Below are 24,685 nucleotides of genomic sequence, written 5' to 3' on the forward strand. Positions count from 1 at the left end.
CGATTCGCTAAGTACCGCTCTTGCGATCTACCACTAGTACGGTTTCCGCCGCCAGGGCATCGGCCGCTAGCCATTCGAAGTGATCGGGCTTGAGCCGGGACAGGGTCTGGAATTCCTGGGCCACCGTCTGCGCCAACGAATCCTGTCGTGCCGAGGGTTCGACCGCCAGGCGTAGTGTGACTTCCTCGCGGTTGCCGGGGCAGGTGATCACCGCCTGAGCGGCGCGCACTCCAGGAATGCGGATGGCCAACTCCTCCAGTTGCCGAGGATAAATGAAAATTTCCCTGGCCTTGACCGCCTGCCCGACCCGGCCCTGTATTTGGCCGATCCTGCTAACACATCCGTCATCACCGATTTCGAGGGCGCAAGCGACGTCGCCGGTGCCGAAGCGAATCAGCGGCCAACCGGGCGAAAGCGTGGTAACGACGATTTGGCCCGGCGTGCCCGCAGCGACTGGCAAGCCGGCGACTGGGTCGCAAATCTGCACCAGACGGTCTTCGTGGATTGCATAACCTTCTTGGCCCTTCTGTTCGTAGCCAATCAATCCAAAATCGCCGGTGGCGTAGGTGGAGAAGGTTCGAATGCCATAGCGCTCCTCGAGGCGGCGGCGCTTGCCCATCCAATCTCCCATCTCGCCGCCCAGTAGAGCAGAGCGCACTTTCCAAGCTCGCGGCAGCTCGTGACCGAGGCCCTCCAGTGTCTCGACCAAGGTCATGAAAAAAGCGGTGGAAGCGCAGATGCAGGTGACACCCAAGTCGAGCACAATCTTTGCCTGCAATTCGGCGCCGCCGGTCCCGGCAGGAATGACGGTGGCGCCGCAGGCGACAATGCCCTGGTCAAGCAGAAGGCCGGCGGGAACGAGGTGATAGGACCAGGTGTTCAGAACGCGGTCGCCCGGCCCTACACCGGCAGCCTGAAACACCCGTGCAAAACCATGTCCATCCCGGTCGGAGCGCAGGTGCGGTTCGTTCAGGGGGCCGGGCGAGACAAAGATGTGCGCGATATCCTCTTCCCGAGCGGCGAGGAACCCGCCGAACGGCGGATGTGATTGCTGAAGCGCTAGCAGTTCGTCCTTGCTGGTGACCGGCAGACGTGTCATATCCTGGGCGGTGCGCAGGTGGGCTGGCGTCATCCCGGCTCTTTCATAGATTGCCCGTATGGCCGGTGCCATCTGCCAAGCGGTTTCCTGCGTGGCACGCAGGCGGGCGAAGCGGTCGAGGGGTGTCATGGTCTCTCTCCTCACAAACAGGCGTTCCTAGCGACCGGTGAACACCGGCGCTCTTTTCTCGTTGAATGCGGCCAGGCCTTCCTTCATGTCCGCGCTATGGGCATGCACCTCGGAAGCCAGCAGTTCTAGCCGCAAGGCTGATTCGATCGGCTGGGCCAGTCCATCATCAACCAGTGCCTTCATTCGGCGCAAGCCAAGAGGGCTCTTCCGGGCTAACGTGGCGACCAGCTCGCCGGTAGCGGAAAGCAGCTCCGCATCTTCCACCACCTTGTTCACCAGGCCGGCGGCCAGCAATTCCTCGGCCGGCAGGAATTCTCCCGTATAGAGCAGATACTTCGCACGACTCGGTCCTATCTTTCGCGGCAGTCGTACCGATCCGCCGCCGCCCGGAAGCAAGCCGTAGTTGGCGTGCGCGTCGCCCAGCTTGGCCGAGCGGGCCGCGATGACCAAATCACAGCACAGTACCAGCTCGAGGCCGCCGGCTAGCGCCAAGCCGTTGATTGCGGCAATGACCGGCATCGGAAAGCTCTCCACGCGGTTCATGAGGGCCAGTACCTCGCTCAGGAAGTGCCGTGTTCCATTGTCGGTGTCGCCGACCTGGCTTTGCACGTACTTCAAATCGGCGCCGGCGCAAAAAGCGCGTCCATTGCCGGTCAGTACCACGGCACGTACGCCGTCAGTGTTCTGCGCCTGATCCAAGGCTCGGGAAATTCCGGCCAGCACCCGTGGCGTCAATGAGTTCATTGCTTCAGGACGGTTTAGGGTGATCCACATGGCGCCGTCGCGCACCTCGGAAATGATCTCTTCCTCATTCATGGGCTGTCTCCTCTGGGTTGGATTGAGTGTCTTATCTTGAACTATTTTCTTCCAATTGGAAAGTCAAATAATTATGTGGTAATTTATCTTACCAATCGGTAGAATAAAAACTCGAATTCTCTACCGTGCTGTGGAGTTCACGAGTTCGGATCGGTGGCTTTTTTGTTTCGCATGAGAGGAAAGCAATGATTCTCCCGCTTGAAGGCATACGTATTCTTACCCTGGCCGAACAGTATCCCGGACCGTTCGCCACTCTGGTGGCAGCCGATCTCGGCGCCGAGGTAATCATCGTTGAACGAAGCTCCGGAGACCCGGCGCGCCAATATCCTGGATTTCACGCGTCACTGAACCGGAACAAGAAGTCGGTGGTGCTGGATCTGAAGACGGAGCAGGGCAAGGAAAGTCTGCGTAGTCTGATACGTGACGCCGACGTCCTGATGGAGGGATATCGGCCCGGGACTATGGCTCGCCTCGGATTCGATTACGCCGCCACAGCCACAATCAATCCACGCATTGTCTATCTGTCGATCTCGGGATTCGGGCAAACCGGCCCTTACCGCGATCGGCCGGCACACGACTTGTCATATCAGGCGCTGGCCGGCCTCCTGTCTCGCCAGGCGAAAACCGGCCGAATCGAAGCACCGCCGGACCTTGCAATCGGCGACCTGTCATCCGCAATGTTCGCATTGACCGGCATGCTGTCGGCCCTGCTGCGCCGCGAGCGCACCGGCCAGGGTGCATATATTGACGTTTCCATGACGGACTGCTTGGTTTCATTGATGACCGCCATGCTGGCGCCGCGCATGAACGGCATGAATGAGGGTTTCGTCAACGATGAGCCAGGTTACGGCACGTTCGAATGCGCGGATGGAAAGCTACTGACGCTGTCAATCGCGCATGAGGACTGGTTCTGGCAACCGCTGTGCCCGCTGTTGGGTATGGACGACGTGGCCGCGTTGCGGCATCCAGAGCGCGTCGCCGAGCAGACCGTATTGCGAGCGCGAATCACAGCCGCTTTGAAGCACCGATCGCGAGAAGAATGGGGCGCCGAGCTAGACCGGGCCGGCATTCCGTGGGGGGCGGTCAATTCCCTGGAGGAAGTGGTCGCCGACGAGCATTTCCGGCATCGCGGCATGTTCAGGCAAGTGGCGCGTAACGACGGCGGTTCTTCTTGGCACGTGGCACAGCCGTTGGTATTCGGAGGCTTCCACCCGGGGCCGCTGACCGACGTTTCTCCTTTGGGAGCGGACACGGATGCCGTGCTGGCCAATCACAAAAGATAACTCATAAGTTAATACTAATTACCCGTTAGGTATGTTATTTACTCTGCGGTAAAAAATGTGTATGGTGTCTGCAAGGCCGTTGTGCAGACAAAGAAAACAATCTGGATGATGGAGGAGTGACACATGGAACAGATTTATGTGGTGGGCGTTGGCATGACGCCGTTTGGACGCCACCTGGATGTCAGCATGAAGGCCCTGACCCGACAGGCGGTCGAAGCGGCGTTGGCCGATGCGGGGCTTGGCAAGGTGGCGCTGGAAGCGGCTTTTTTCGCCAATGCGTCGCAGGGCCACATGGAAGGCCAACACATGATTCGTGGTCAGGTGGCACTGCGCGCGATGGGGTTGGGTGGCATCCCGGTTGTCAACGTAGAGAATGCTTGCGCCAGCGGAAGCAGCGCTTTCACTCTTGCGGTTAACCACCTGCGCGCCGGAGCCGCCGATGTGGCGCTGGCAGTCGGCACTGAAAAGATGTACTCAGCTGACCGCGACCGCATGTTCTCGGTGTTTGACAGCGCCTGGGACGTGCACGAGGCCGAGCAGATCCGCGAGCGCTTGCTGCAACTTGGTGCGGGTGTCGCGGTCCCAGAGGGAAGCGTCTCGTCCAAGCCGTACAGCGTTTTCATGGATGTGTATGCTGCGTTCTCCCGCGCGCACATGAAGCGCTTTGGCACAACGCAAAGACAGCTTGCCGCGGTGTCAGCTAAGAATCACGCTCACTCCGTTCACAACCCCCTCTCGCAATATCGCAATTCATATACGACCGACGAGGTTCTGGCGGCCCCTCCAATTACCTATCCGCTGACCTTGCCGATGTGCTCGCCGATTTCCGACGGATCTGCCGCCGCCGTCGTTTGCACCGCAGCGGGCCTCAAGCGCTGGAATATCGACCCGTCGCGCGCGATCCGTGTACTGGCCTCGATCGTCCATACCGGGTCAGACCGTGACGATGCCGAATACCGCAATCACTGCACCGCCCTGGCTGCGCGCCGCGCATACGATCTGGCCGGCGTGGGGCCGCGCGACATCTCGGTGGCCGAAGTTCATGACGCCACCGCGATGGGAGAAATCATTCAGATCGAGAATCTCGGTTTCTGCGAGTTCGGTGAAGGCGGCCCATTTTCGGAGCGCGGTGAAACCAGCATTGGCGGTCGGATTCCGGTCAATCCCTCCGGCGGCCTGGAGTCCAAGGGACACCCTGTAGGCGCCACCGGTATCGCCCAGGTGCATGAGTTGGTGACCCAGTTACGCAACGAGGCCGGTGTCCGGCAGGTGGCCGGCGCGCGACTGGCGCTGGCTGAAAACGGTGGTGGGCTTCAGGGCATCGAAGAGGCGGTCGCCTGCGTCACCATCCTGGGTCGCTAAAACATCAATCGCAAGCTGCAAGCTGGCGCAGACCGGCGACGCAGCTTAGACGAGGAGACGAAAATTGCGTTTAGCAGATTATTTCGACGCGGTCGCGGCGAACTTTCCGCGCCATGAAGCCTTCGTGGATGGGCGAACACGCCTAGTCTACAAAGAGGCACAGGCAATGGTGCACGCCACAGCGCACGCTCTGACCCGTGAGCCGGGGCTACGCGACGGTGCTCATATCGCGATCTATGCGCCCAACGATTACCGCATAAGTTTGCTACAGACTGCGGTCAACCGGGCGGACATGGTATGGGTCGCATTGCATACGCGAAATTCACCCGCCACCAATCTGGCGATGCTGGGATACGCCGACTGCGACCTGATTTTTTTCCATAGCAGCTTCGAGCATCTTGTGCCGTCCTGGAAGGCTGACCTGTCGCAAGTGCAGCGCTTCATCTGCATCGATCGGCCGTCCGAGCACGGGGAGTTCCTAGACACCTGGATTGCCGCACATCGCGAGCCGTACGTCGCTATGCCAGAAGACCCCCAGCGAGCGACGGTACTACAGCCGACCGGTGGCACGACTGGCCCGTCAAAGGGTGCGCTACATTCCCACCGCTCGCTGGAAATGACCCTGATTTCCATCTTCGATATGCTGAAGATTGACTCGGGCTCTCGTATTCTGGCCGTCGCGCCTCTGACGCATGCCGCCGCCATGATCACCTTGGCCGGCGCCGCCCGCGGCGCTTGCACGGTGGTGCTGCCCGGCTTCGACGCGCAAGCGGTTCTGGCCACGATCGAGCGCGAGCGCATCACCCATCTATTCATGCCGCCTACCGTCGTGTACGCCCTGCTCGCGACGCCGCAAGTCGCGATGACGGACCTAAGCCCGCTACGTTGCCTGGCTGTCGGCGCCGCCCCGATTGCGCCGGAAAAGCTGAAGGAAGCGGTGCGGGTGTTCGGGCCAGTGATTTATGAGGTGTACGGCCAGAGTGAATGTCTGTTTCCGGTAGTGGCCAAGCAGCCGGAGGACTACATCCGTGCAGACGGCAGCTTCGATGAGGAGGCGCTACGCTCAGCCGGGCGCGCCGTTCCCTATGCCCGCGTCGAAATCATGGACGACGACGGCAAGCTGCTCGCTCCCGGCGAAAAGGGCGAGATTGTGGTGCGATCTTCGATGGTGATGAAGGGCTATTACAAGAAGCCGGAGGAAACGGCAGAAGTGTCTGGATTCGGCTGGCATCACACCACTGACGTCGGCATCAAGGATGCGCGCGGGCTAATCACCATTGTCGACCGCAAGAAAGACATGATCGTCAGTGGAGGGTTCAACGTCTTTCCGAGCGAGATCGAAGCGGTGATCAACACTCATCCTGCTGTTTTGGACTGCGCCGTCGTCGGCGTGCCCGACGAGAAATGGGGTGAGGCGGTGAAGGCGGTAATCCAGCTGAAACCTGGCCATCAGGCTAGCGGCGATGAACTCATTTCTCTCTGCAAGCGCGAGCTCGGCAGCGTCAAAACACCGAAAAGCATTGAATTCTGGGACGAACTGCCACGCAGCGCTGTCGGCAAAGTGCTCAAGCGCGACATACGGGAAAAGTACTGGCAGGGCCAGTGGCGCTCAGTGTAACTGATCGAGCGCCACTTCAATAGGAAAGGCGCGCCCGACCCGAGAGGCCGTTTCATAGACATTTACTTCAGACAAAAAGGAAATTAGTACATGAACGTCAACAACAAAGTCGCCGTCGTCACGGGAGCCGCTTCTGGCCTAGGATTGGCCACCTGCAAGGCCTTGGCCGCAGCGGGCGCCAGGGTGGTGGGCTTCGACCTGGATGCCGAGACTGTGCAGGCCGCGCTGGCTCCGGATATCAAAGGACTGGCGGTCGATGTCGCCAACGAGGCCGATATAAAGACTGGTATCGACACCGTTCTGGAGCTGCACGGCGCCATCCATATCGTGGTCAATTGCGCCGGCATCCTCGGCCCTTGCAAGACATTGTCGAAAGGCCAGATGTTCCCGACCGAATTGTGGGAACGCGTTATCGCTGTGAACCTGAGCGGCACCTTCAACATGATCCGCCATGCGGCGCTTGCCATGTCGCGAAACGAACCGGATGAGAGCGGCGACCGCGGGGTCATCGTCAACACCGCGTCCGGCGCCGCCTGGCAGGGCCAAATGGGGCAGGCTGCATACAGCGCCAGCAAGGCCGGCGTCATTGGCATGACCCTGCCTATCGCACGCGACCTGGCCGAGCATGGCATCCGCATGGTGGCGATCGCGCCAGGCCTATTCGATACCGGCATGGCGGCGGGCATGCCGCCTAAGGTGGCGGACAAGCTCATCAATAACATGGTGCTGTATCCGGCGCGCATGGGGCAGCCGGAGGAGTTCGCTGGCCTGGTGCGCCATATCGTGGAAAACTCTTATATCAACGCCACTACCATCAGCATCGACGGCGGCGGTCGCGTCGGCACCCGTTAGCGGGATCGCCACGCCGGAGGCGCTGGGAGGAGCGCCGGCAGAGAAGGAACTGCGGCACGTGGGCTACGCGCCGGCGCTGCGAATAAAACGACAGGAGACGAGATGAGACAAGGTATCAACGCAGCGGGGGCGGCATGAGCGCGCCCCGGGCCGCGACGCAAGGTGCGCCCGTGGTGCTGGCCGCGGAGGGAATCCGCATGGCATTCGGTGGCATCGTTGCGCTCGACAATGTGTCGGTCGAAGTCCGCGCCGACGAGCTGTTCGCCATCATCGGCCCAAATGGTGCCGGCAAGACTTCCCTGATGAATTGCCTGAGCGGATTCTATCGCCCGCAGCAGGGGCGGATCCTGCTCAACCAGCAGGACATCAAAGGCAAGCCAGTCCACGAGATCGCGCGATCAGGGCTGGCCCGGACGTTCCAGGGTACACACATTTTTTCCGGCATGAGCGTGGTGGACAACATCATGGTAGGCCGCCACATCCACATGCGCGCCACATTGCCCGAAGCGTTTTTCTATTTCAACCGCACCCAGCGCGAAGAGTTCGCGCATCGCGAAATCGTCGAAGAAATCATCGAGCTGCTGGAAATTCAGTCGATCCGGCACCAGCCGGTTGGAAGCCTGGGTTACGGCTTGCGCAAGCGGGTCGATCTTGGTCGCGCCCTGGCGCAGGAACCGAAGATCTTGCTGATGGACGAGCCGATGGCGGGCATGAACTCGGAAGAGAAGGAGGACCTCGCCCGCTTCATCCTCGATGTGCGGGAGGCAAAGCGCATTCCAGTCGTGCTGGTCGAACACGACATGGGTGTCGTCATGGATCTGGCCGATCGCATCGCGGTGCTCGATTTCGGCCGCAAGATCGCGGATGGTACGCCCGCCGAGATCCAGGTCGATCCGGCGGTCTTGAAGGCCTATCTTGGCGACGGAGGAAAATGATGTTACCCATGTCAACGCTTCCGCAACTGCTCCAGCAGCATGCGGACCGGACGCCGGAGCGCCTGTCGCAGCGTCACAAATATCGCGGTATCTGGCGTGAGTTCAGCTTCGCCAAGGTCCAGGAAAACGTGCGCGAGCTGGCACTCGGCCTGCATCGACTCGGTATGCAGCGCGGTGAAACGATTGCCATCATCGGTGAAAACGAACCCGAGCACTTCTGGGCTGAATTCGCGGCTCAGGCACTGGGTTGCAAGGTCGTCTCACTTTACCCCGACCTGACAGCGGAGGAGGTTGCCTACGTTCTGGAAGACAGCGAAACGGTGTACCTATTCGCCCAGGACCAGGAGCAGGTCGACAAGGGCTTGGCTATCAGGGACCGTCTACCGCTCCTGCGAGGGATCGCCTATTGGGACGATACCGGCATGTGGTCCTATCGCGAGGATGTGCTGCGCACGGTGGCCGGATTGCAGGAGGAGGGCCGGCGCCTGCATCGCGAACAGCCTGAGCTGTACCGTGCCTTTTTGCAAGAGGGCAAGCCCGACGACATCGCGGTGCTTTCGTACACTTCAGGGACAACCGGCAAGCCCAAGGGCGTGATCCTGAGCCACAAGTACCTGATCGACAATGCGCAGCGCGTCATCGACGCCACCGGCGCCAAGCCGGGCATGGAATATCTCACTTATATCGCTCCAGCCTGGGCGACAGAGCAGATCATCGGCATCACGCTCGGCGTAGGCCTGCCCTTCGTGGTGAATTTTCCGGAGGGGCCGGAACAGGTGCTGAGCAATATCCGCGAACTGGCAGTGGAAGCGATGGTGTTCGCGCCGCGCCAGTGGGAAAGCCTGGCATCGACCATGCAGGCGCGCATGCTTGATGCCGGCAAGATCAGCCGCCGCGTCTACGAGTGGGGCCTAAGCGTGGGCCACGAAGTCAATGTCGCACGCCTGGAGGGGCGGCCGATCAGCACGCGAGCGCGGCTGGCATTCCCGCTGGCCGAGGCGCTAGTGCTGCGGCCGTTGCGCGATCAACTGGGTCTGACCCGCCTCCGGATTGCCGGCTGCGGTGGTTCGACCATGGCGCCGGACGTGTTTCGCATGTTCCATGCGATCGGCGTGCCTTTGCGTAACATCTACGGATCAACAGAAACCGGCCTGCTGACCATGCATCAGGGCGACTGCTACGACCTGGAAACGGTTGGGCACTGGCTGCGCGCTCATCCCGATGCCGATGCGCCGCTGGAATGGCAACTGACGAAGGAAGGCGAGTTGCAGCTCCGAGGTGGCACGCACTTCCGCGGGTACTACCGGCGTCCCGACGCCTCCGCCGAAAAGATCGTCGACGGCTGGTTCTGCACCGGCGACGCGGTCACGCGCAGCGGACGCGACGAATTGGTGTTCTTGGAGCGCATGAGCGATCTACGGCGCTTGGCGTCGGGGGAAAGCTTTCCACCGCAATTCGTCGAAACGCGGCTACGCTTCAGTCCGTTCATCAAGGACATCATGACGGTCGGCGACGCCACGCGCGAGTTCGTGGTGGCACTGATCAATATCGACATGAACGTGGTGTCGCGCTGGGCCGAGGAAAAGAATCTCAGCTTTTCCACCTTCACTGACTTGTCGCAAAAGCCCGAAGTGGCGGACTTGCTGCGCACCGAGATACAGCGTGTCAATTCCTTCCTGCCGGCCCATGCGCGGGTTCGCCGTTTCGCCAATTTCCCCAAGGAGCTAGACCCGGACGAGGGGGAGTTGACGCGTACGCGCAAACTGCGGCGCGAATTCCTGGAGCAGCGTTACGCCGCCGTGATTGACGGTTTGTACGCCGGGGCCGATGCGGTCGATATCAAGATCCCCGTCACTTATCAGGACGGGCGCCAAGGCAGCCTGGCCGCCCAGGTAGCCATTCACGACAGCGAGACACCCGCGCAGCGGCACGGGAAAGCTGTCGTTCAGCGGAGGGTAGCATGATTGAGTTTCTGAATTACCTGATCAACAGCGCACTGATCGGCTTGCTGTATGCACTGATCGCCATGGGTTTCGTGGTGATTTACCGCGCTTCCAAAGTGTTCAATTTTGCCCAGGGCGAGCTGGTCGTGTTCGGTGGCTTCCTGGTCTGGTGGATGGTCATGGAGCTCGGCCTGCCGATGTGGACCGGCCTGCCCTTGGCATTTGCCGCCGCCGCCGCATTCGGCCTTCTGATCGAGCGTCTGTTTTTCTCGCGCTTAGTCGGGGAATCGGTCTTCTCGATGGTGATGGTAACCATTGGCCTGCTGATCCTGATCCGCGGCGTCATCCTGGTTGCCTTTGGTCCCCAGGTGCGGCCGTTCCCCATCGTGTTTCCCCTGGCGCCAATCATGGTCGGCGACCTGCTGATTCCGCGCTCATTGTTCTATGGGGGACTTCTGACCATCGTCATCGGTTTCAGCCTGTCCTGGTTCTTCAACAAGACACGGGCCGGCCTGCGCATGACCGCAGTGGCGGAAGACCACCAGGTCGCGATGTCGATGGGAATCTCGGTGCGGCGCTCGGTGGCATTCGCCTGGGCCCTGGGTTCAGTGCTCTCGACCTTGGGTGCGATCGTTTACTTGAGCGGGAAATCGCTCAACCTGCTGACCTCGGAAATCGGCATGGCCGCTTTGCCGGTCGCACTATTGGCCGGCCTCGAATCGATCGGCGGTCTGTTGCTGGCGGGGCTGCTGGTCGGCATCGTCCAAGGGCTGGCCATGGCCTACCTCGATCCCTTGGTGGGCGGTGCGGTCGGTTCCGTGCTGCCGTTCGTCATCATGCTTTTAGTGCTGCTGATCAGGCCAACCGGCATGTTCGGCTGGAAGACTATCGAGAGGGTATAAATCATGGATCCAGCAGGCGTATTCGCAACCAGCTTTGCCGGGGATCAGGCGCTGATCCGCACTTCCAAGCAGCGCTGGACCCTGGTTTTGTTCGCGCTGTTCATGATGGCCATGCCGCTGCTGTTCGAGCCGCGCATCGTCGCCATCGTGACCACCATGCTCATCACCGTGGTGGTGGTGCTCGGCCTCCAGATTAACACCGGCCTGGCGGGACAGATCAACCTCGGGCAAGCCGCGTTCATGGGCGTCGGCGCCTACACCACAGCAATCCTGGCCAGCAAGGCCGGATGGCCGATCTGGGCAGCGTTGCCGGTGGGCGGCGTGGCGGCGGCCGTATTCGGCTTTATCTTCGGCATGTCGGCGGTCCGCATCAAGGGCTTCTACCTGGCCCTGACAACGATCGCGGCTCAGATTCTGTTCCATTTCCTGGTGCTCAACCTGCCCGCTTCCTGGCTCGGTGGTTCGGCCGGCATCACAGTACAGCCGGCGGAGATTCTAGGGTTCCGTTTCGATTCGGACCACTCGATCTACTACCTCTGCTTAGCGGTGGCGGCGCTTATGCTGTTCGGGGCCTACAGCGTGGCGCGAAGCCGGCACGGACGCGCCTTTCTGGCGGTACGCGACGACGATGTCGCTTCCGGGATGATGGGAATCAACGTGGTGCGAACCAAGGCCGTGGCATTTCTGCTGGGCGCCTTTTATGCCGGCATTGGCGGTGGCTTATGGGCGTATTACGTGCGCTTCGTCGCGGTCGATCAATTCACGCTGTTTCACTCAATCTGGCTAATCGCCATGATCATCGTCGGCGGCGTCGGATCAATCACCGGCGCCCTGATTGGTGTGCTGGTGATCAAGCTGTCGCAGGAAATCATCAGTTCGGCCGGTTCCACCATCGTGGAGCTTGTGCCGTTCCTGGGTGGTGACATCGTATTCGCCGCCATGAACATCTTCCTGGGGGCGATGATCGCCGGCTTCTTGATTTTCGAGCCGCGCGGCCTGATGCACAGATGGCAAACCATCAAGCGCTCCTACCGCTTGTGGCCATTTCCCTATTGAAGAAAATGGGAGCGGCAAGATACGCCGTCTCCCTTGTCGGTGCGTTTGTTCAATAACTATCAAGGAGATGAAAAATGGGTGCTTTCAATAAAAAATTTAACAAACGTCCGGTCCAGTCGCGTGCTTGGATGTTCGCCGCGGCTGGAGGGTTAAGCATGTTGTTTGCCGCCGCCGGAGCGCAGGCCCAGACCACCTACAACCTCGCCGGGCTGGCCGATTTCACCGGCCCCTACGCCGACATCATGAAGGACGTCACTGGCTGTCGCCGCGGGGTCGTCGACTGGTGGAACTCCGAAGTCGGGAAGGAACTGGGCGTGGCGCTGAAGATTAAGGATTACGACACCCGCTACGACGTGGCGCAGGTGGCGAGCCTGTGGCCAGGGGCCAAATCGGAATTGAATCCGATCCTGGTGTTCGGCATCGGCGGACCGGATGCCGCGGCGTTGCAGGAGCGCCTGCCTAATGACAAGGTGCCGATGATCATGGCCACCGCCGGCTACGGCTACGGCTGGAAGCCAAATCCCTGGGTTTTTAATGCGCGTCCCACCTATCCGCACGAAGCGACAGCCTTCATGGAGTGGTTCCGCAAGAAACGCGGCGGCGACGGTGCCCTGAAGCTGGGCATCATCTCCTCGGAAGCTTCGCCCGCCTACGTGGATATCCATAAGGGCATGGAGAAGTACGCCAAGGAAAACCCGAAGCTGTTGGAAGTGGTTGAAACTATCTACACCGAAGTGCAGCCGACGGACTTGACACCCCAGGTGGCACGCCTGGTGCGCAAAGGCGTGGAAGTCATCCAGATCCAGACCAACACGGCGGCGGTGGTAGCGACCCGGCGCGCACTGCAAAGCCTGGGCAAGACCAACATCCCCATCATGATGAGTGCCCATAACAGCCTGCTGGCGTCCGGCAAGGCCATCGGCGGTCTCGCGCAAATGGAAGGCAATTACGAAGCCTACGGCATGGCGATCCCGACCGAGGACAAGACCACGGCGCGCGGCTTTTATGAAAAGCTGCGCGACAAGTACAAGGTCACCGCCGGCTACAACGTTCCCTGCCTAATGGGCCTGAACCAGGCGATCGTGGCGGTGCGCACGATCGAAAACGCGGCAAAGGCGGTGGGTCCGACCAAGCTGACCGGCGAAGTCGTGCGCAAGACGCTGGTGACGACCCCGATCACAGCCGAGCAAAGCTTCGGCGTACTGCCGACGTTGACCTATTCCGAAGACGCGCCGTTTCCAACGCGCGGCCTGACGGTGAACATCGGCACGGTGCAAGGCGGCAAGTACACGATCGTGGACCAAAACGTGGCCGTTCCTGTCCTGAACAAATGGTAAGACCTGCGTGACGCGCCCCGCCCCTTGCGGGGCGCGTGAACTGCTTGGGAGAGACACTTGCTTGAATTGAATAACGTGGAAGCGCTGTACAGCGACGTCATCCTCGCCGTGAAAGGAATTTCGGCTAAGGTTCCGAAAGGGAAATGCGTAACCTTGCTAGGCGCCAACGGGGCTGGTAAAAGCACGACCCTGAAGGCCATTTCGAACCTGATCAGTTGCGAGGACGGCCGGGTTTCAGGTGGCGGCATTTCCTTCGATGGTGCGCCGCTGACCAATCAGGAGCCGGCGCACATCGTCCGGCACGGCATCGTGCATGTGGCCGAAGGTCGGCAGGTGCTGCGACACATGACGGTCGAGCAGAACCTTATCGTCGGCGGTCACATGGTGGGCGGCGCCGAGGCGCGCCGGCGCCTGGACCAGGTGTACCAGCGCATCGGCCGCCTCGCAGCTTTGCGCGGGCGTACCGCGGGCTATCTGTCGGGCGGCGAACAGCAGTTGCTGGTGATTGGCCGCGCCATGATGGCTGACCCCAAGCTGATGATGATTGACGAGCCTTCGCTAGGCCTGGCGCCGCTGATGATCGAAGAAGTGTATGCCTTGCTGGCGCAATTGAAGGCGAGCGGCCTCACGCTATTGATCGTGGAACAGAACACGCGCGTTGCGCTCGACTTGGCGGATTACGGCTACGTTATGGAAAACGGCCGCATCGTGCTTGAAGGCGCCGCCGCCGACCTAAAGGCGAACGAGGATGTGCGCGAGTTCTACCTCGGCCTCACCATGGATGGCGAACGCAAGAGTTATCGTGACATGAAGCATTACCGTCGTCGCAAGCGCTGGCTCGGCTGAGCTGGGAAACCATGGAGGAGGAAAGCATGACTGATTCGCAGGAGGAACTGGTTACCCGCTCGGACCGTGGCGCGGTGAGCTTTCTAGCCCTGAACCGGCCGCAGCGCGGCAACAGCCTGTCGGTGGCGATGATCGATGCGCTGCACCGGCGCCTGCTCGAACTGCGCTCGGAAACCGGCATCGGTGTGATCGTACTGAGCGGTGTCGGCCAAAGAATTTTTTGCGCCGGACACGATCTGAACGAGTTCAATGGTGAAACGGATCCTGAATTCTTCAAGGCTGTTTCTGTGCGCTGCTCGGCCATGATGCAAGCGATGCGCGAGCAGCCGCAGATCATAATCGCGCGTGTGGAAGGCGTCGCCACCGCCGCTGGCTGCCAATTGGTTGCCAGCGCCGACTTGGCAATTGCCGCCAGCGACGCCCAATTTGGCACGCCTGGTGTGAACATCGGCTTGTGGTGCCTGACGCCGATGGTGGCACTCGGGCGTGGCGTCCTACCCAAGCACGCGATGCAAATGCTTGCCACTGGCCGCTTACATGACGCCGAGTTCGCGTTGCGCGCCGGCCTGGTCAACCAGGTAGTGCCGACCGCCGAGCTGAATGCGGCGGTGGCGGCGCTGGCAAGCGAGATCGGCAGCAAGTCGACCTACACGTTGGCGCTCGGCAAGCAGGCGTTTTATCGCCAATTGCCCATGCCGCTGGCAGATGCTTACGAGTACTGTGGCGAAGTAGTGGCGCGCAACATGGCGCATGCCGACGCTAGGGAAGGCATTCGCGCCTTTGTCGAAAAGCGCCGTCCGCAATGGATCGGCCGCCAGCCCTGAGCCATTCTGCCGCGCTCGCCGTAGCCAGCGGCAGCGCGACATTCAAGGAAAATCCAATGGAAAATCTGTTCAGCCTGCGCGCCAAAACGGCACTCATCACCGGCGCCTCGAGCGGGATCGGCCAGCATGTCGCTACCGTTTTCGCGCGCGCGGGCGCCACCGTGGTGCTGGCGGCTCGGCGCATGGAACGCATTGAGGCCGCGGTCGCCGCCTTGCGCGAACAAGGTCACTCCGCCCATGGCGTCTATCTCGACGTCACCCGGACGGAGACGATCGCGGCGGCGTTCGATCGTGCTGAACAGCAGTGCGGCACGCCTATCGACATCCTCTACAACAACTCCGGCGTCATCCACGCCAGCCCTTTCGTCGAACAGAAGGAAGAGGAAATCGCGCGCATCTTCGATACCAACCTGAAGGGCGCCATGCTGGTCGCACAGGAGGCGGCCCGCCGCATGATATCTCGGCGCGCGGGAACGATCATCAATATCGCTTCGGTGGCCGGCATGCGCGCCGGCGGCTGGCTAGCGAGCTACGCCGCGTCGAAGGCGGGCTTGATCCACCTGACCAAAGTGATGGCGCTCGAACTGGCGGGCAAGGGAATCCGTGTCAACGCGATTTGCCCCGGCACGATCGAAAGCGACATGCACGACGCCTTGCACGATTTCCAGGAGGGCTTGCTCAAGCGCACGCCGCTGCGGCGCTTCGGCAAACAGGAAGACTTGGACGGCGTGTCCCTGCTACTGGCGTCCGACGCCGGCCGCTATATCGTAGGCGCGGCGATACCGGTCGACGGCGGACAGGCTCTGGCCTGGATGTGAGGAAAGGCAGGGCGCCTAGGCAGCGGACCGGTCGAATTCCTCGACCAGCGCCTGCACGATCGCGGCAGCCGGCTCGACGGTGCGCACGGCACCCACTCCATGGCCGGCACTCCAGATATCTCGCCAGCGCTTGCCTTCGCTTTCCCCATCCGGGATGCGGAAGGCTTGGATGCCGCCGTGCTCCGGATGCAGGCCATAGCGTTCCAGGCTGCTGCGCAGGAAGTTGCCGGGCAAGCCGCTGACCGCAGTGGTCAGCACGATGTCGTCGGCGCTACTGGTCGCGAGGGTGGCCTTATAGTCTGCTGAGGCGAGGCTTTCCTGGGCCGCAAGAAACCGTGTGCCTATGTAAACGCCATCGGCGCCGAGCAATTGCGCGGCCCGTATCGCCCGGCCGTCTGTGATGCCTCCGGCCAGGACGAGAGGGCCATCGAAGAAGTCACGCACTTCCCGAAGGAAGGCGAACGGGTTGATCCACCCCGAGTGGCCGCCGGCGCCGGCGCACAGCAGAATCAGGCCGTCCACGCCCGCCTCAATGGCGCGGCGCGCGTGCTTGACCGTCGCCACGTCGCAAAACACCTTGCCGCCATAGCCGTGTATCGCGCCGACCGCCGGTTCCGGGTTACCAACGCTGGCAATGACCAGCGGCACGCGATGCCGTGCGAGGATGGCGAGATCGGTATCACGCCGGCTGTTGCTGGAATGCATGATCAGATTGACCGCGTAGGGTGCCACGGGTTTTTCCGGCATCGCCGCGCGGCCGCCGGCGAGCGCGGCCTCGATGTCCAGCAGCCAATCCTCCAGCAGTTCCGGCGTGCGGGCATTGATCGACGGAAAAGAACCGATCACTCCCGCCTTGCAGCAGGCACTTACCAGCTCAGGGCCGGAAACAAGGAACATCGGTGCCACGATGGCGGGCAGAGCATGCGGGCCGGGAATGCGGCAGGAACGCTTGAAGGTCATGGTGCGGGCTGTGCCAATCAGTCTGTCGATGGAATTCGGCTGTCGCCAAGGCTTGCAGGATGCACGATAGTCATCCAACCTCCGCGCGGTATGCGCGCCGGCGCGCACCGGCATATAATTTACTCATTGTTCAATAATATTACTATTTGGTTGAATTCGCGTCCAGCGTAAGAATGTGGTGCGGGTGCCTCCGGGAGGGGTGTTTCACGCGGAAGCGAGGCGGCGCGCGTCAGAGTGATACGGAAACGCAACTACGGTGCAGCCAAAAGTGCCATCCTCGCTTTGGTGGCGAGAGCGCAAGTTTTATAATTGATTTATTAGTAGGACTTTTTAACGACAAGTAGACTGTGTTCGCACAGCGACGAGGGAAGCAAATTGAGCAAGGCAGAAAGCATCATCGAAAGCGCTGAAGCGAAGAAGGCAGGCGCCAAGAGCAAGCCGACCGCGCCCCGGCGCTGGAACAATCTGGTCAAGAGTCAGGATGAGCAATACCAGCTGAAACGGCAGGCGGTGATCGCGGAGGCGTCTCGCGCATTTGGGCATCGCGGCTACCAGAACGTCTCGCTGGACGAAATCGCGAAAAGCCTGAACGTGACCAAGCCAGCTCTGTACCACTACATCAAGAGTAAGCAGGAGCTGCTGTATGAGTGCCACAAGCTGTCGATGGAGATCGGCGATGAAGCACTTGAGAAGGCCCTGACAACAGGGAAAAACGGCCTCGAAAAACTTGAGAAGTTTGTGTCGATATACATTCGAGACTTTGCCAGCGAACTGGGAGCTTCCGCTGTCCTTCACGAATACAGCGGGATGACACCTAACGACCGCAAGCAGATCATGGCGCGCCGTCGGCAATTCGATCTTCGCCTGCGCGACTTAATACAGGAAGGTATAGACGACAAAACTATTGCCGAGTGCAACCCGAAACTCGCAGTATTCTGGTTCATGGGCGCGATCACCAGCATTCCACGCTGGTACAGACTCGACGGCGATCTCTCCGGCGCCGACATCGCTCAAGCTTTCGTTCACTTTCTCGTGAAGGGAATTCAAGGTCAGGGGTTATTTGACGGTGGTGAGTGCAGTACCTGAATTGAGCGGACATGGAAAGAGGTGGCCGATATATGAAGAAATGGTCGAGCCGTGTCCGATATCCGGTCCGACATCCGCTGGCGCGAAGACCTCATGAAAGGCGGCCCGGTCGAACGCCAATCGATGCTGGATTTATATGCGCGTGTGGACCAGTGGGCCGCACCCGTTGCGGTCGCCGACGATGCGACCCTCACCTGGGCGGAACTGACCAGCCGGCGCCTGGGCGAGAAGCAGGCCATCGAGTCGCTGATGCAGGCCGTTGCAAATGGCGCTGTGAAAGCCGTCGCCCATGCTCGAACACTGGACGAAATGTCTTTTCGGAGGGCGGACGTGTCGCGGTATTTCGGCACGCCATTGCTCGAGGCCGGTATGTCGATTCAGCAACTGGCCAAAGCGACCGGCTGGAAATGGGAATCCATCGCGCACTGGGTGGACGAAGGACTGCTGGCGTCCGAGTCGATTCAACGTCGTGGCCAGCCTTGCCGTGTCGTGTTGCCGCATCAGTTGCTGGCGTTCCGCCAGAGCTATATCCCGCTGGCCGACCTGGCTCGCTCCATGGGTACAAAGTCGTCGGCGCTGACGCGCTTGCTGCCCGGCGTCGAACTGGTCGGTGCGAAGCCGCTTCCTGATGGTGCCATGCGCGGCGGACTGATTCGAATCGCCGACCTCGGTCGGCTGGCCATGCTCGGGGCGCGGGCCGGACACGACCTGTTCGTGCCCGCGCCGTAGTTCCTTGGCCGGCAGGAGGCGGCCAGACGAATGAACATGCTATGCCGGAAGATTTTCCGCGGGAGACGCAGGCGGGCGCGCTTGCAGGCTCGGGTCCGAAGCTCCTGCTGCGCAAAGTCGACAACCGCTACTTTGCTGGTTTGACGCCCGATGCGCTGTACGAGCGGTATGCCGCGTGCGAAGACCTGGCGCAACAGCTTGCGCTCTACACCCAGCGAAAAATCGACACCAAAGGATGGGGCTTCGATGCGGCCTGGCGCCGGGTCGAGTTGGGCGTCGAGCACAAGGTTCGCTCCGGTACATGGGATTTCTCTGCCGCAGAGAGTTCGTGGCGCATGTCACGCACCCGGCAAATCCTGAAGGATGCAAACTCCCGCGCTGCCGACGAGCCAAGCGATAAGCGAATTCGGGATTGACTGACCGGAAACCGTTGCTCAAACTTCGACCATCAATCTCTGCACATGCTAACCTGAACTCGACTCGCGGGAGAAAGCGCTTACACTAAGCGAGACAAAGGCGCGGTCGTTTTGGGTTTCGAGTGGAGGATGGTGCGGACAAACCGGGGAGGAAAATGATGTCATCAGACAATCGCATCGACTTGGACGTCGCCCTTCGCAAGCTCCATGAACTCGCACTGGCAGACGGCGACCTAGGTTATGAATACTGGGACCAAGTCGGCCAGTTGCTTAGGCGGGCCGCTAGCATGCAGTCGCACATCGACGCGCTGTCCCGAGAGCTCGAGGTGTGTCGGGCGCAGCTGGACAAATGGCCAACCGCTGCAACCCATATGAATCACGTACGGTAGGGAAGGGGGAGCGGGCTAAGGGGCATTTGGAAGAGGGAATCATGAACGAAGAAACATTCAACCTGAGTCTGCGCAAATTTCTGAAGATGGTGGGCGTCAGCTCCCAGAACGAAATCGAGAAAGCGGTCGCCAGCGCGCTGGCCGAGAAGGCCATAACCGGGAATGAAAAGCTCCCTGCCACGATGACGCTTGAGATTGCCGGCGTCAAATTGAATGTGACATTCGAGGGCACTATCGCTCTGGAGTAGACAGGGAGTGTCCGTGACGGCGCGCCCAGTAGGTATCTGGACCAAGAATCCCTGTGCTTTAAGTGAAATGACCGAGCGGCCAGCCGGGTTTAGGGCTTTCGTTGGGACGTCGAGCGCAGTGTGAATTTCGAGGTCTTGCGCGCGTAATCAACTTACGGCAACAGTAGCGCGTCAGCGGCAACTGACGCGCTATATTGCATTTGCCCAAGGGCCACGCTCCATACCCGACTAGCAGCAGACGGTTGGCTATCTGTGGACTTCGGCCTTTTTTCATTTTTGGCGGGTGCGCTGGTTGTGGAACGTGATGCTCACGATGCGTCTGGCCGATTCGGTTCCGCCGTCGTTATCTTCTCCGCCTCGGCATCCGCCGAGTGCATCTCCACACAATGACGCTATGCCGGCCGGTCAGTGCTATTTCCCGTGATTTCAAATCTGAAAAAATAGGCATATTTGACGGACAGTTTTTGGGTGCTTCCGTTGATGGGCGATGGCGATGGGTGACGTTCGTCGAGATGGCAATCGGCGGCTAGGCGGCCGCTACTGTGAGAGGAAAAATCTCACGTTATGCTTCCCAAAATCTCACAGGATGCTTCCCACCGTCCGTAAAGCCTTGATTCGTAAGGAAGGAAAATCTCAGGTTATGGGGCCTGCTACAGCCTGCGGGCCGCTACCGTGAAAGAGGAGACATGAAGAAAAATTCCAAGCCTTGCCAACTCGTGTTCAGCATGCTGATCGGCCTGACCGCATCCCTGGCGATGCAGAACGCATCGGCTGAGCCCAACAAGCAGGTTCTCGACAGCGCCAGCCAATACAAGGACGAAGCCGTCAAGCTGCTGGAACGCCTCGTCAACATCGATTCCGGCACGGCCAACGCCAAGGGATTGGACCAGGTCGGCGGCATCGTCCAGGAAGAACTGAAGAAACTGGGCGCAAATGTCGAGGTGGTTCCAGCGGCGCCAGCCTTGAGCAACAACATCCTGGCAACCTTCACCGGAACAGGCAGCGCGAAAATCCTGCTGATGGCCCACATGGATACGGTGTTCAAGGATGGCACGGCGGCCGCCAAGCCTTTCCAAGTCAAGGACGGCCGTGCCTACGGCCCCGGAGTCATGGACAACAAGGGCGGCATCGTCGCCGGGCTCTATGCCCTGAAAATCCTGAAGCAGATCGATTTCCGGAACTACGGCCGGATTACCTTGCTGGTGAACACCAATGAGGAGACCGGCTCGACCGGGACGCGCTCCCTGATCGAGAAGCTCGCCAAGGAACATGACGTCACGCTGAACCTGGAACCCGGCCGGCCGGCCGACGGACTCGTCGTCTGGCGCAAGGGCAGCGGAACCGCCGTCATCGACGTCAAGGGGAAGGCGGCCCATGCAGGCGTCGCGCCCGAGAGCGGCCGCAACGCCGCGGTCGAACTGGCGCATCAGGTGCTCGCGATGCGCAACCTCGGGGACAGCCAGAAGCAGACCACCGTCAACTTCACCGTTCTCAAGACCGGCGAAGCGAAAAACGTCATTCCCGACGCGGCGACCGGCTACGGCGACGTGCGCGTCGCGGTGCCCGAGGAATTCGATCGTGTCGAGAAAGACATGGCCAACATCGCCGCGAACAAGCTGATTCCCGACACGCAAGTCAAAACGAGCGTGATCCGCGGATTCCCGCCGATGCCCAAGAACGCGAAGTCGGACGCGCTTGCCGGGACCGCGCAAGCCATCTATGCCGAACTGGGCAAGAAGCTGACGCTGGAAGGCAGCGGCGGAGCGGCGGACGCCAGCCTGTCCGCGGGCGTCGGCACGCCGACGCTGGATGGTTTCGGCATCGTTGGCGGAAACATCCATACGCCGGACGAGTACGCTGAAATCGAGAGCATCGTGCCGCGCTTCTATCTGCTGACGCGGATGATCATGGAGCTGGGCGCCAGGAAGTAAGCGCACGGGCAGCTTGGGCTGCCCGATTTCCGAACGGCGCTATTCCGCTGCAAGCGCCGTTTTCCAGTCCTGCCGCGCGAGCCACGGCGGCACCTGCGCCGCCGGCATCGGCCGCGAAAACAGGTAACCCTGGAACTCATCGCATCCCTCGCGGGCGAGCAGCTCGCGCTCCTCCTCGCACTCCACTCCCTCCGCAACCACGCCCATGCCGAGCGCCTGGCCTAGCCCGATGATCACCTTCGTCACCGCATGGCTTTGCGCCGAGGTGTGCACGTTGCGCACGAACGACTTGTCGATCTTGATCTTGTCGAGCGGGAAACGATACAGGTAGTTGAGGCTGGAATAGCCGGTGCCAAAATCATCGACCGACACCAGGACGCCGAGGCGCTTGATTTCCTGCAGCTGCTTGATGGCCTGCTCGGCATGATCCATCAGGGTCGATTCGGTCAGCTCGAGTTCGATGCTGCCCGGCGTGGTGCCATGCGCCGTCAGCGCGCCCTTGAGGATGGACAGGAATCCCTGGTCCTTGAGCTGCAAGGCCGAGATGTTGACCGACAGCGGAATCTCGCCCAGCCCCCGGGCCTTCCATTCGCGCTGCTGCCGGCATGCCTCGCGCAGCACCCAGGTGCCGATCTCGCCGATGATGCCCGACTCTTCCGCCGCCTCGATGAAATGCACGGGAGGGAGCAAGCCCTTTTCCGGATGCTCCCAGCGCACCAGGCACTCGAAGCCGACCGCCCCCCCGCGCCTGGCCGACACCCTAGGCTGGTAATGCAGCACGAACTCGTTCTGCAGCACGGCGCGGCGCAATTCGCTGTCGAGATGCAGCCGCTGCACCACCTGGTCGTTCAGCTCCGCGGTAAAGAACTGGAAATTGTTTCGTCCGGAATGCTTGGCCTTGTACATCGCCGCGTCGGCATTGCGCATCAGGTCGCTGATGGAAAGGCCGTCGCCGGGATACATCGCGATGCCGACGCTGCAGGTGACATACAGGCTCACGCCTTCCACCTGGTGCTGCTCGCACAGGCCCGGCAGCAGCCGCCGTTCCATGATCGTCCCCACCTCCTGAGGACCGTCGACGTCGTTGAGGACCAGCACGAACTCGTCGCCGCCGAGCCGGCACACCGTGTCGCCCGCCCGCGTCGCGGTCAGCAGGCGCTGCGCCACCGAGCGCAGCAGGCCGTCGCCGACATGGTGGCCCATCGAATCGTTGATGTTCTTGAAGCGGTCGAGGTCGATGAAGACCACCGCCACCTTCGCGCCGCTGCGGTTCGCCTGCTGCAGGGAGACCGACAGCCTTTCCTCGAACAGGATGCGGTTGGGCAGGTCGGTCAGGGGATCGTGATGCGCCATGTACTGGATGCGCTGCTCCGCTTCCTTCAGCCGAGTGATGTCGATGGTCGTCGCGATCACATGCGACAACTCCCGCTGCGCATTCCACAGGCTGTCGATGACCAGCCACGCGGAATACGACTGCTTGTCCTTGCGCACGATCCGCACCTCTCCCTGCCAGGGGCGGCCCGCCCGGATCGCGTCGCTCGTGAGCGGATGATGTTCCTGTTCGTCTTCCATGCCGCCGACCAGCGCCGTCATCGGCTTGCCGATCAGTTCCAGCCGTTCGTAGTGGACGGCGTTGCAGAAGGCTGGATTGGCGAAGGTGATCTCGAAGCGCGGATTGAGGATGGCGACGCCTTCGGACGAAGACGCCAGCACCTTCGACGACAGCTCCATGCGCTCCTCCAGCGCCTTGAGCCGGGAGATCGGCGTGAAGGTGGTCAGGACGGCCATGGTGCCCTGGTATTCGATCCGGCGCGCCGACACGAGCGACCAGGTCGGCCTGTCCATCGCGTTCCAGCGCACCTCGAACTCATCCACCTTGCCGGTGTCGCTGAGCATCTGGAAAAACCGGGCGCGGGCATCGCGGTCCATGCCGGCGGCCCAGGGATCGGCGCCGCTACTATTCATCCACATCTTCGCCGCTTCGTTGGAATGCAGGATGCGGTGGTCCGGGATGGAGGTCACCACCAGCGCCAGCGGCACGGAATCCAGCAGCACCTGCTGCGCATGCGCCGCGCGCCGCTGCGCTTCCAGTTCCTGTTCCTGCATGCGCTGCATGTTCAGGCGTTCCAGCATGTTGTTGAAGCCGTCCACCAGCCGGCCGATCTCGTCCCGGTTGGACCAAGACGCGCGCAAGGTGTAATTGCCGCTCTTGCTGACGTCGTCGGCCACCGCCGCGAGCATCTTGATCGGCGAAGAGATCTGCCGGGCGACGAAGTAGACGATGGACAGGATCACCAGCAGGAACAAGGCCGCCGTCCCGAGGTGCAGCCACATCCGCCCATACTCGCGCTCGATGCGGGCCTGCAGCATCCGGTCGAGTTCCGCCGTCGCACTCGACCAGATCGACGACAGGGTTTTCACGGACTCGAGCGCGTTTTCGGTGAAGACGTCCCGGAGGAGCGTGCCGCCCGTGATTCCGGCGGCGCGCTCGCTGTCGCTCCGGAAGGCGTCGAGCGACGCGAGCAGCCGGGCGCCATCCTGCCGCAGCCGCGCGGCGACTTCCGGCGAGGCGGCGGCAACCGCTTCGCTGAAGTCGCTGCGGATGCCGGTGACGATCGTGTCGAAGCGTCCCTGCACGGCGATGAAGCGGTTTTCGCACCAAGACAGCGGCTGCTCCGGCACCGACGCACCGTCGCAGGGCGTTGCCAGCCGGGTCATCGCTTCCAGCAGGTCGGGGAAGCGCAGCACCACCAGCGACATCGTGTAGTAACTATCGAGGTCGGGGTCGAGGATGAGGTTGGACTGGTTGCCGATCCGCGTCAGCAGCTCATGGCCGAGCGCGTAGGCCTTGAGGTGGCCGGATTGCGCCAGCGTGTCCGCTGTCGGCCCGTCCCTGGCCGACAGGGCTGCCACCAGCTGCTCGCTGAGCGCGCTGGTGCCGAGTTCGCCGTCGCTCCGGCTTTCCTCGTCGGCGAGGCGCTGCGCCCACGGCGCGGCAAGCGCGGCAGTGTCGGCAGCCTTCCCCTGCGCGCTTTCCTGTGTCCTCGACATCTGCGCCGACGCGACCGCCGCGAGCGCGCCGGCGACCTGGGCGATGTAATGGCTG

At 61.4% G+C, this 24,685-nt stretch carries 21 protein-coding genes; 17 read left to right on the forward strand and 4 right to left on the reverse strand.

The genetic code is table 11. The annotated features are described in order from the left end of the window. Positions 1-7 precede the first annotated feature (7 nt). Together G3574_RS21385 and G3574_RS21390 are read right to left on the reverse strand one after the other, a co-directional pair. The gene (locus tag G3574_RS21385) at positions 8-1,228 is read right to left on the reverse strand and encodes a phenylacetate--CoA ligase family protein (protein ID WP_163967573.1); all 1,221 of its coding nucleotides are present in this window, start codon (positions 1,226-1,228) and stop codon (positions 8-10) included. Between the two features lie 27 nt (positions 1,229-1,255). Next, positions 1,256-2,044 (reverse strand): enoyl-CoA hydratase/isomerase family protein, encoded by a 789-nt coding sequence (locus G3574_RS21390; RefSeq protein WP_012248115.1) that lies wholly within the window; start codon positions 2,042-2,044, stop codon positions 1,256-1,258. Positions 2,045-2,229: 185 nt separating this feature from the next. Here G3574_RS21390 and G3574_RS21395 point away from each other — a divergent pair, with 185 nt between their 5' ends. From G3574_RS21395 to G3574_RS21450, 12 genes are all read left to right on the forward strand, one after another. Beyond that, positions 2,230-3,327: a CaiB/BaiF CoA transferase family protein gene (locus G3574_RS21395; protein ID WP_163967574.1), complete on the forward strand. Its 1,098-nt coding sequence runs from the start codon at positions 2,230-2,232 to the stop codon at positions 3,325-3,327. A gap of 123 nt (positions 3,328-3,450) precedes the next feature. Continuing rightward, positions 3,451-4,689: a thiolase family protein gene (locus tag G3574_RS21400; protein ID WP_163967575.1), complete on the forward strand. Its 1,239-nt coding sequence runs from the start codon at positions 3,451-3,453 to the stop codon at positions 4,687-4,689. 64 nt (positions 4,690-4,753) lie between these two features. Then, positions 4,754-6,307 carry a class I adenylate-forming enzyme family protein gene (locus G3574_RS21405; RefSeq protein WP_163967576.1) on the forward strand — a complete coding sequence of 518 codons (1,554 nt, stop codon included), beginning with the start codon at positions 4,754-4,756 and terminating at the stop codon, positions 6,305-6,307. Positions 6,308-6,397: 90 nt separating this feature from the next. Beyond that, positions 6,398-7,159: an SDR family NAD(P)-dependent oxidoreductase gene (locus G3574_RS21410; RefSeq protein WP_163967577.1), complete on the forward strand. Its 762-nt coding sequence runs from the start codon at positions 6,398-6,400 to the stop codon at positions 7,157-7,159. A gap of 134 nt (positions 7,160-7,293) precedes the next feature. Next, positions 7,294-8,094, forward strand: a complete 801-nt coding sequence (locus G3574_RS21415; protein WP_012248120.1) for an ABC transporter ATP-binding protein — start codon at positions 7,294-7,296, stop codon at positions 8,092-8,094. 8 nt (positions 8,095-8,102) lie between these two features. Further along, positions 8,103-10,058, forward strand: coding sequence for an AMP-dependent synthetase/ligase (locus G3574_RS21420; RefSeq protein WP_205609868.1), 1,956 nt, complete (start codon positions 8,103-8,105; stop codon positions 10,056-10,058). Next, the gene (locus G3574_RS21425; RefSeq protein WP_163967578.1) at positions 10,055-10,939 is read left to right on the forward strand and encodes a branched-chain amino acid ABC transporter permease; all 885 of its coding nucleotides are present in this window, start codon (positions 10,055-10,057) and stop codon (positions 10,937-10,939) included. The genes G3574_RS21420 and G3574_RS21425 overlap by 4 nt, the downstream gene beginning before the upstream one ends. 3 nt (positions 10,940-10,942) lie before the next feature. Next, a complete protein-coding gene (locus tag G3574_RS21430; RefSeq protein ID WP_163967579.1) occupies positions 10,943-11,995 on the forward strand; it encodes a branched-chain amino acid ABC transporter permease in 1,053 nt (350 codons plus the stop codon). 155 nt (positions 11,996-12,150) lie between these two features. Beyond that, the gene (locus G3574_RS21435) at positions 12,151-13,332 is read left to right on the forward strand and encodes an ABC transporter substrate-binding protein (RefSeq protein WP_235953548.1); all 1,182 of its coding nucleotides are present in this window, start codon (positions 12,151-12,153) and stop codon (positions 13,330-13,332) included. A gap of 57 nt (positions 13,333-13,389) precedes the next feature. Beyond that, entirely contained in the window at positions 13,390-14,178 is a 789-nt protein-coding gene (locus G3574_RS21440; protein ID WP_163967580.1) for an ABC transporter ATP-binding protein, read from the forward strand. Positions 14,179-14,204: 26 nt separating this feature from the next. Beyond that, positions 14,205-15,002, forward strand: coding sequence for an enoyl-CoA hydratase (locus G3574_RS21445; protein WP_163967581.1), 798 nt, complete (start codon positions 14,205-14,207; stop codon positions 15,000-15,002). 56 nt (positions 15,003-15,058) lie between these two features. Next, positions 15,059-15,820 (forward strand): SDR family NAD(P)-dependent oxidoreductase, encoded by a 762-nt coding sequence (locus G3574_RS21450; protein ID WP_163967582.1) that lies wholly within the window; start codon positions 15,059-15,061, stop codon positions 15,818-15,820. A gap of 15 nt (positions 15,821-15,835) precedes the next feature. Here the strand turns inward: G3574_RS21450 and G3574_RS21455 are convergent, their stop codons facing one another. Continuing rightward, on the reverse strand, positions 15,836-16,780 hold the full coding sequence (locus G3574_RS21455; RefSeq protein WP_163967583.1) for an NAD(P)H-dependent flavin oxidoreductase: 945 nt from the start codon (positions 16,778-16,780) through the stop codon (positions 15,836-15,838). 375 nt (positions 16,781-17,155) lie between these two features. On the opposite strand from G3574_RS21455, the gene G3574_RS21460 reads away from it, so the two are divergent. The 5 genes from G3574_RS21460 to G3574_RS21480 all read left to right on the forward strand — a co-directional run bounded on the left by G3574_RS21460 (position 17,156) and on the right by G3574_RS21480 (position 21,579). Further along, positions 17,156-17,866: a TetR/AcrR family transcriptional regulator gene (locus tag G3574_RS21460; RefSeq protein WP_163967584.1), complete on the forward strand. Its 711-nt coding sequence runs from the start codon at positions 17,156-17,158 to the stop codon at positions 17,864-17,866. Positions 17,867-17,917: 51 nt separating this feature from the next. Further along, positions 17,918-18,595 carry a hypothetical protein gene (locus G3574_RS21465; protein WP_235953549.1) on the forward strand — a complete coding sequence of 226 codons (678 nt, stop codon included), beginning with the start codon at positions 17,918-17,920 and terminating at the stop codon, positions 18,593-18,595. Positions 18,596-18,636: 41 nt separating this feature from the next. Next, positions 18,637-19,011 carry a hypothetical protein gene (locus G3574_RS21470; protein WP_163967585.1) on the forward strand — a complete coding sequence of 125 codons (375 nt, stop codon included), beginning with the start codon at positions 18,637-18,639 and terminating at the stop codon, positions 19,009-19,011. Between the two features lie 430 nt (positions 19,012-19,441). Further along, on the forward strand, positions 19,442-19,648 hold the full coding sequence (locus G3574_RS21475; RefSeq protein WP_041862738.1) for a DUF6494 family protein: 207 nt from the start codon (positions 19,442-19,444) through the stop codon (positions 19,646-19,648). Between the two features lie 686 nt (positions 19,649-20,334). Next, on the forward strand, positions 20,335-21,579 hold the full coding sequence (locus tag G3574_RS21480) for a M20/M25/M40 family metallo-hydrolase (RefSeq protein WP_163967586.1): 1,245 nt from the start codon (positions 20,335-20,337) through the stop codon (positions 21,577-21,579). A gap of 39 nt (positions 21,580-21,618) precedes the next feature. Here G3574_RS21480 and G3574_RS21485 read toward each other — a convergent pair. Beyond that, a partial coding sequence (locus G3574_RS21485; RefSeq protein WP_163967587.1) for an EAL domain-containing protein occupies positions 21,619-24,685 on the reverse strand: 3,067 nt, incomplete at its 5' end.

Origin of the sequence: Noviherbaspirillum galbum, assembly GCF_010974945.1 — a bacterium.
GTDB classification, from domain to species: Bacteria; Pseudomonadota; Gammaproteobacteria; order Burkholderiales; family Burkholderiaceae_D; genus Noviherbaspirillum; species Noviherbaspirillum galbum.

Excerpts from the sequence above, each read along its gene's own strand:
- G3574_RS21420 (WP_205609868.1), top strand. The coding sequence starts at position 8,103 with ATGTCAACGCTTCCGCAACTGCTCCAGCAGCATGCGGACCGGACGCCG.
- G3574_RS21475 (WP_041862738.1), top strand. The coding sequence starts at position 19,442 with ATGAACGAAGAAACATTCAACCTGAGTCTGCGCAAATTTCTGAAGATG.
- G3574_RS21455 (WP_163967583.1), bottom strand. The coding sequence starts at position 16,780 with ATGACCTTCAAGCGTTCCTGCCGCATTCCCGGCCCGCATGCTCTGCCC.
- G3574_RS21435 (WP_235953548.1), top strand. The coding sequence starts at position 12,151 with ATGTTGTTTGCCGCCGCCGGAGCGCAGGCCCAGACCACCTACAACCTC.
- G3574_RS21385 (WP_163967573.1), bottom strand. The coding sequence starts at position 1,228 with ATGACACCCCTCGACCGCTTCGCCCGCCTGCGTGCCACGCAGGAAACC.
- G3574_RS21480 (WP_163967586.1), top strand. The coding sequence starts at position 20,335 with ATGAAGAAAAATTCCAAGCCTTGCCAACTCGTGTTCAGCATGCTGATC.
- G3574_RS21445 (WP_163967581.1), top strand. The coding sequence starts at position 14,205 with ATGACTGATTCGCAGGAGGAACTGGTTACCCGCTCGGACCGTGGCGCG.
- G3574_RS21425 (WP_163967578.1), top strand. The coding sequence starts at position 10,055 with ATGATTGAGTTTCTGAATTACCTGATCAACAGCGCACTGATCGGCTTG.
- G3574_RS21450 (WP_163967582.1), top strand. The coding sequence starts at position 15,059 with ATGGAAAATCTGTTCAGCCTGCGCGCCAAAACGGCACTCATCACCGGC.
- G3574_RS21410 (WP_163967577.1), top strand. The coding sequence starts at position 6,398 with ATGAACGTCAACAACAAAGTCGCCGTCGTCACGGGAGCCGCTTCTGGC.
- G3574_RS21415 (WP_012248120.1), top strand. The coding sequence starts at position 7,294 with ATGAGCGCGCCCCGGGCCGCGACGCAAGGTGCGCCCGTGGTGCTGGCC.
- G3574_RS21430 (WP_163967579.1), top strand. The coding sequence starts at position 10,943 with ATGGATCCAGCAGGCGTATTCGCAACCAGCTTTGCCGGGGATCAGGCG.
- G3574_RS21390 (WP_012248115.1), bottom strand. The coding sequence starts at position 2,044 with ATGAATGAGGAAGAGATCATTTCCGAGGTGCGCGACGGCGCCATGTGG.
- G3574_RS21395 (WP_163967574.1), top strand. The coding sequence starts at position 2,230 with ATGATTCTCCCGCTTGAAGGCATACGTATTCTTACCCTGGCCGAACAG.
- G3574_RS21400 (WP_163967575.1), top strand. The coding sequence starts at position 3,451 with ATGGAACAGATTTATGTGGTGGGCGTTGGCATGACGCCGTTTGGACGC.
- G3574_RS21470 (WP_163967585.1), top strand. The coding sequence starts at position 18,637 with ATGCCGGAAGATTTTCCGCGGGAGACGCAGGCGGGCGCGCTTGCAGGC.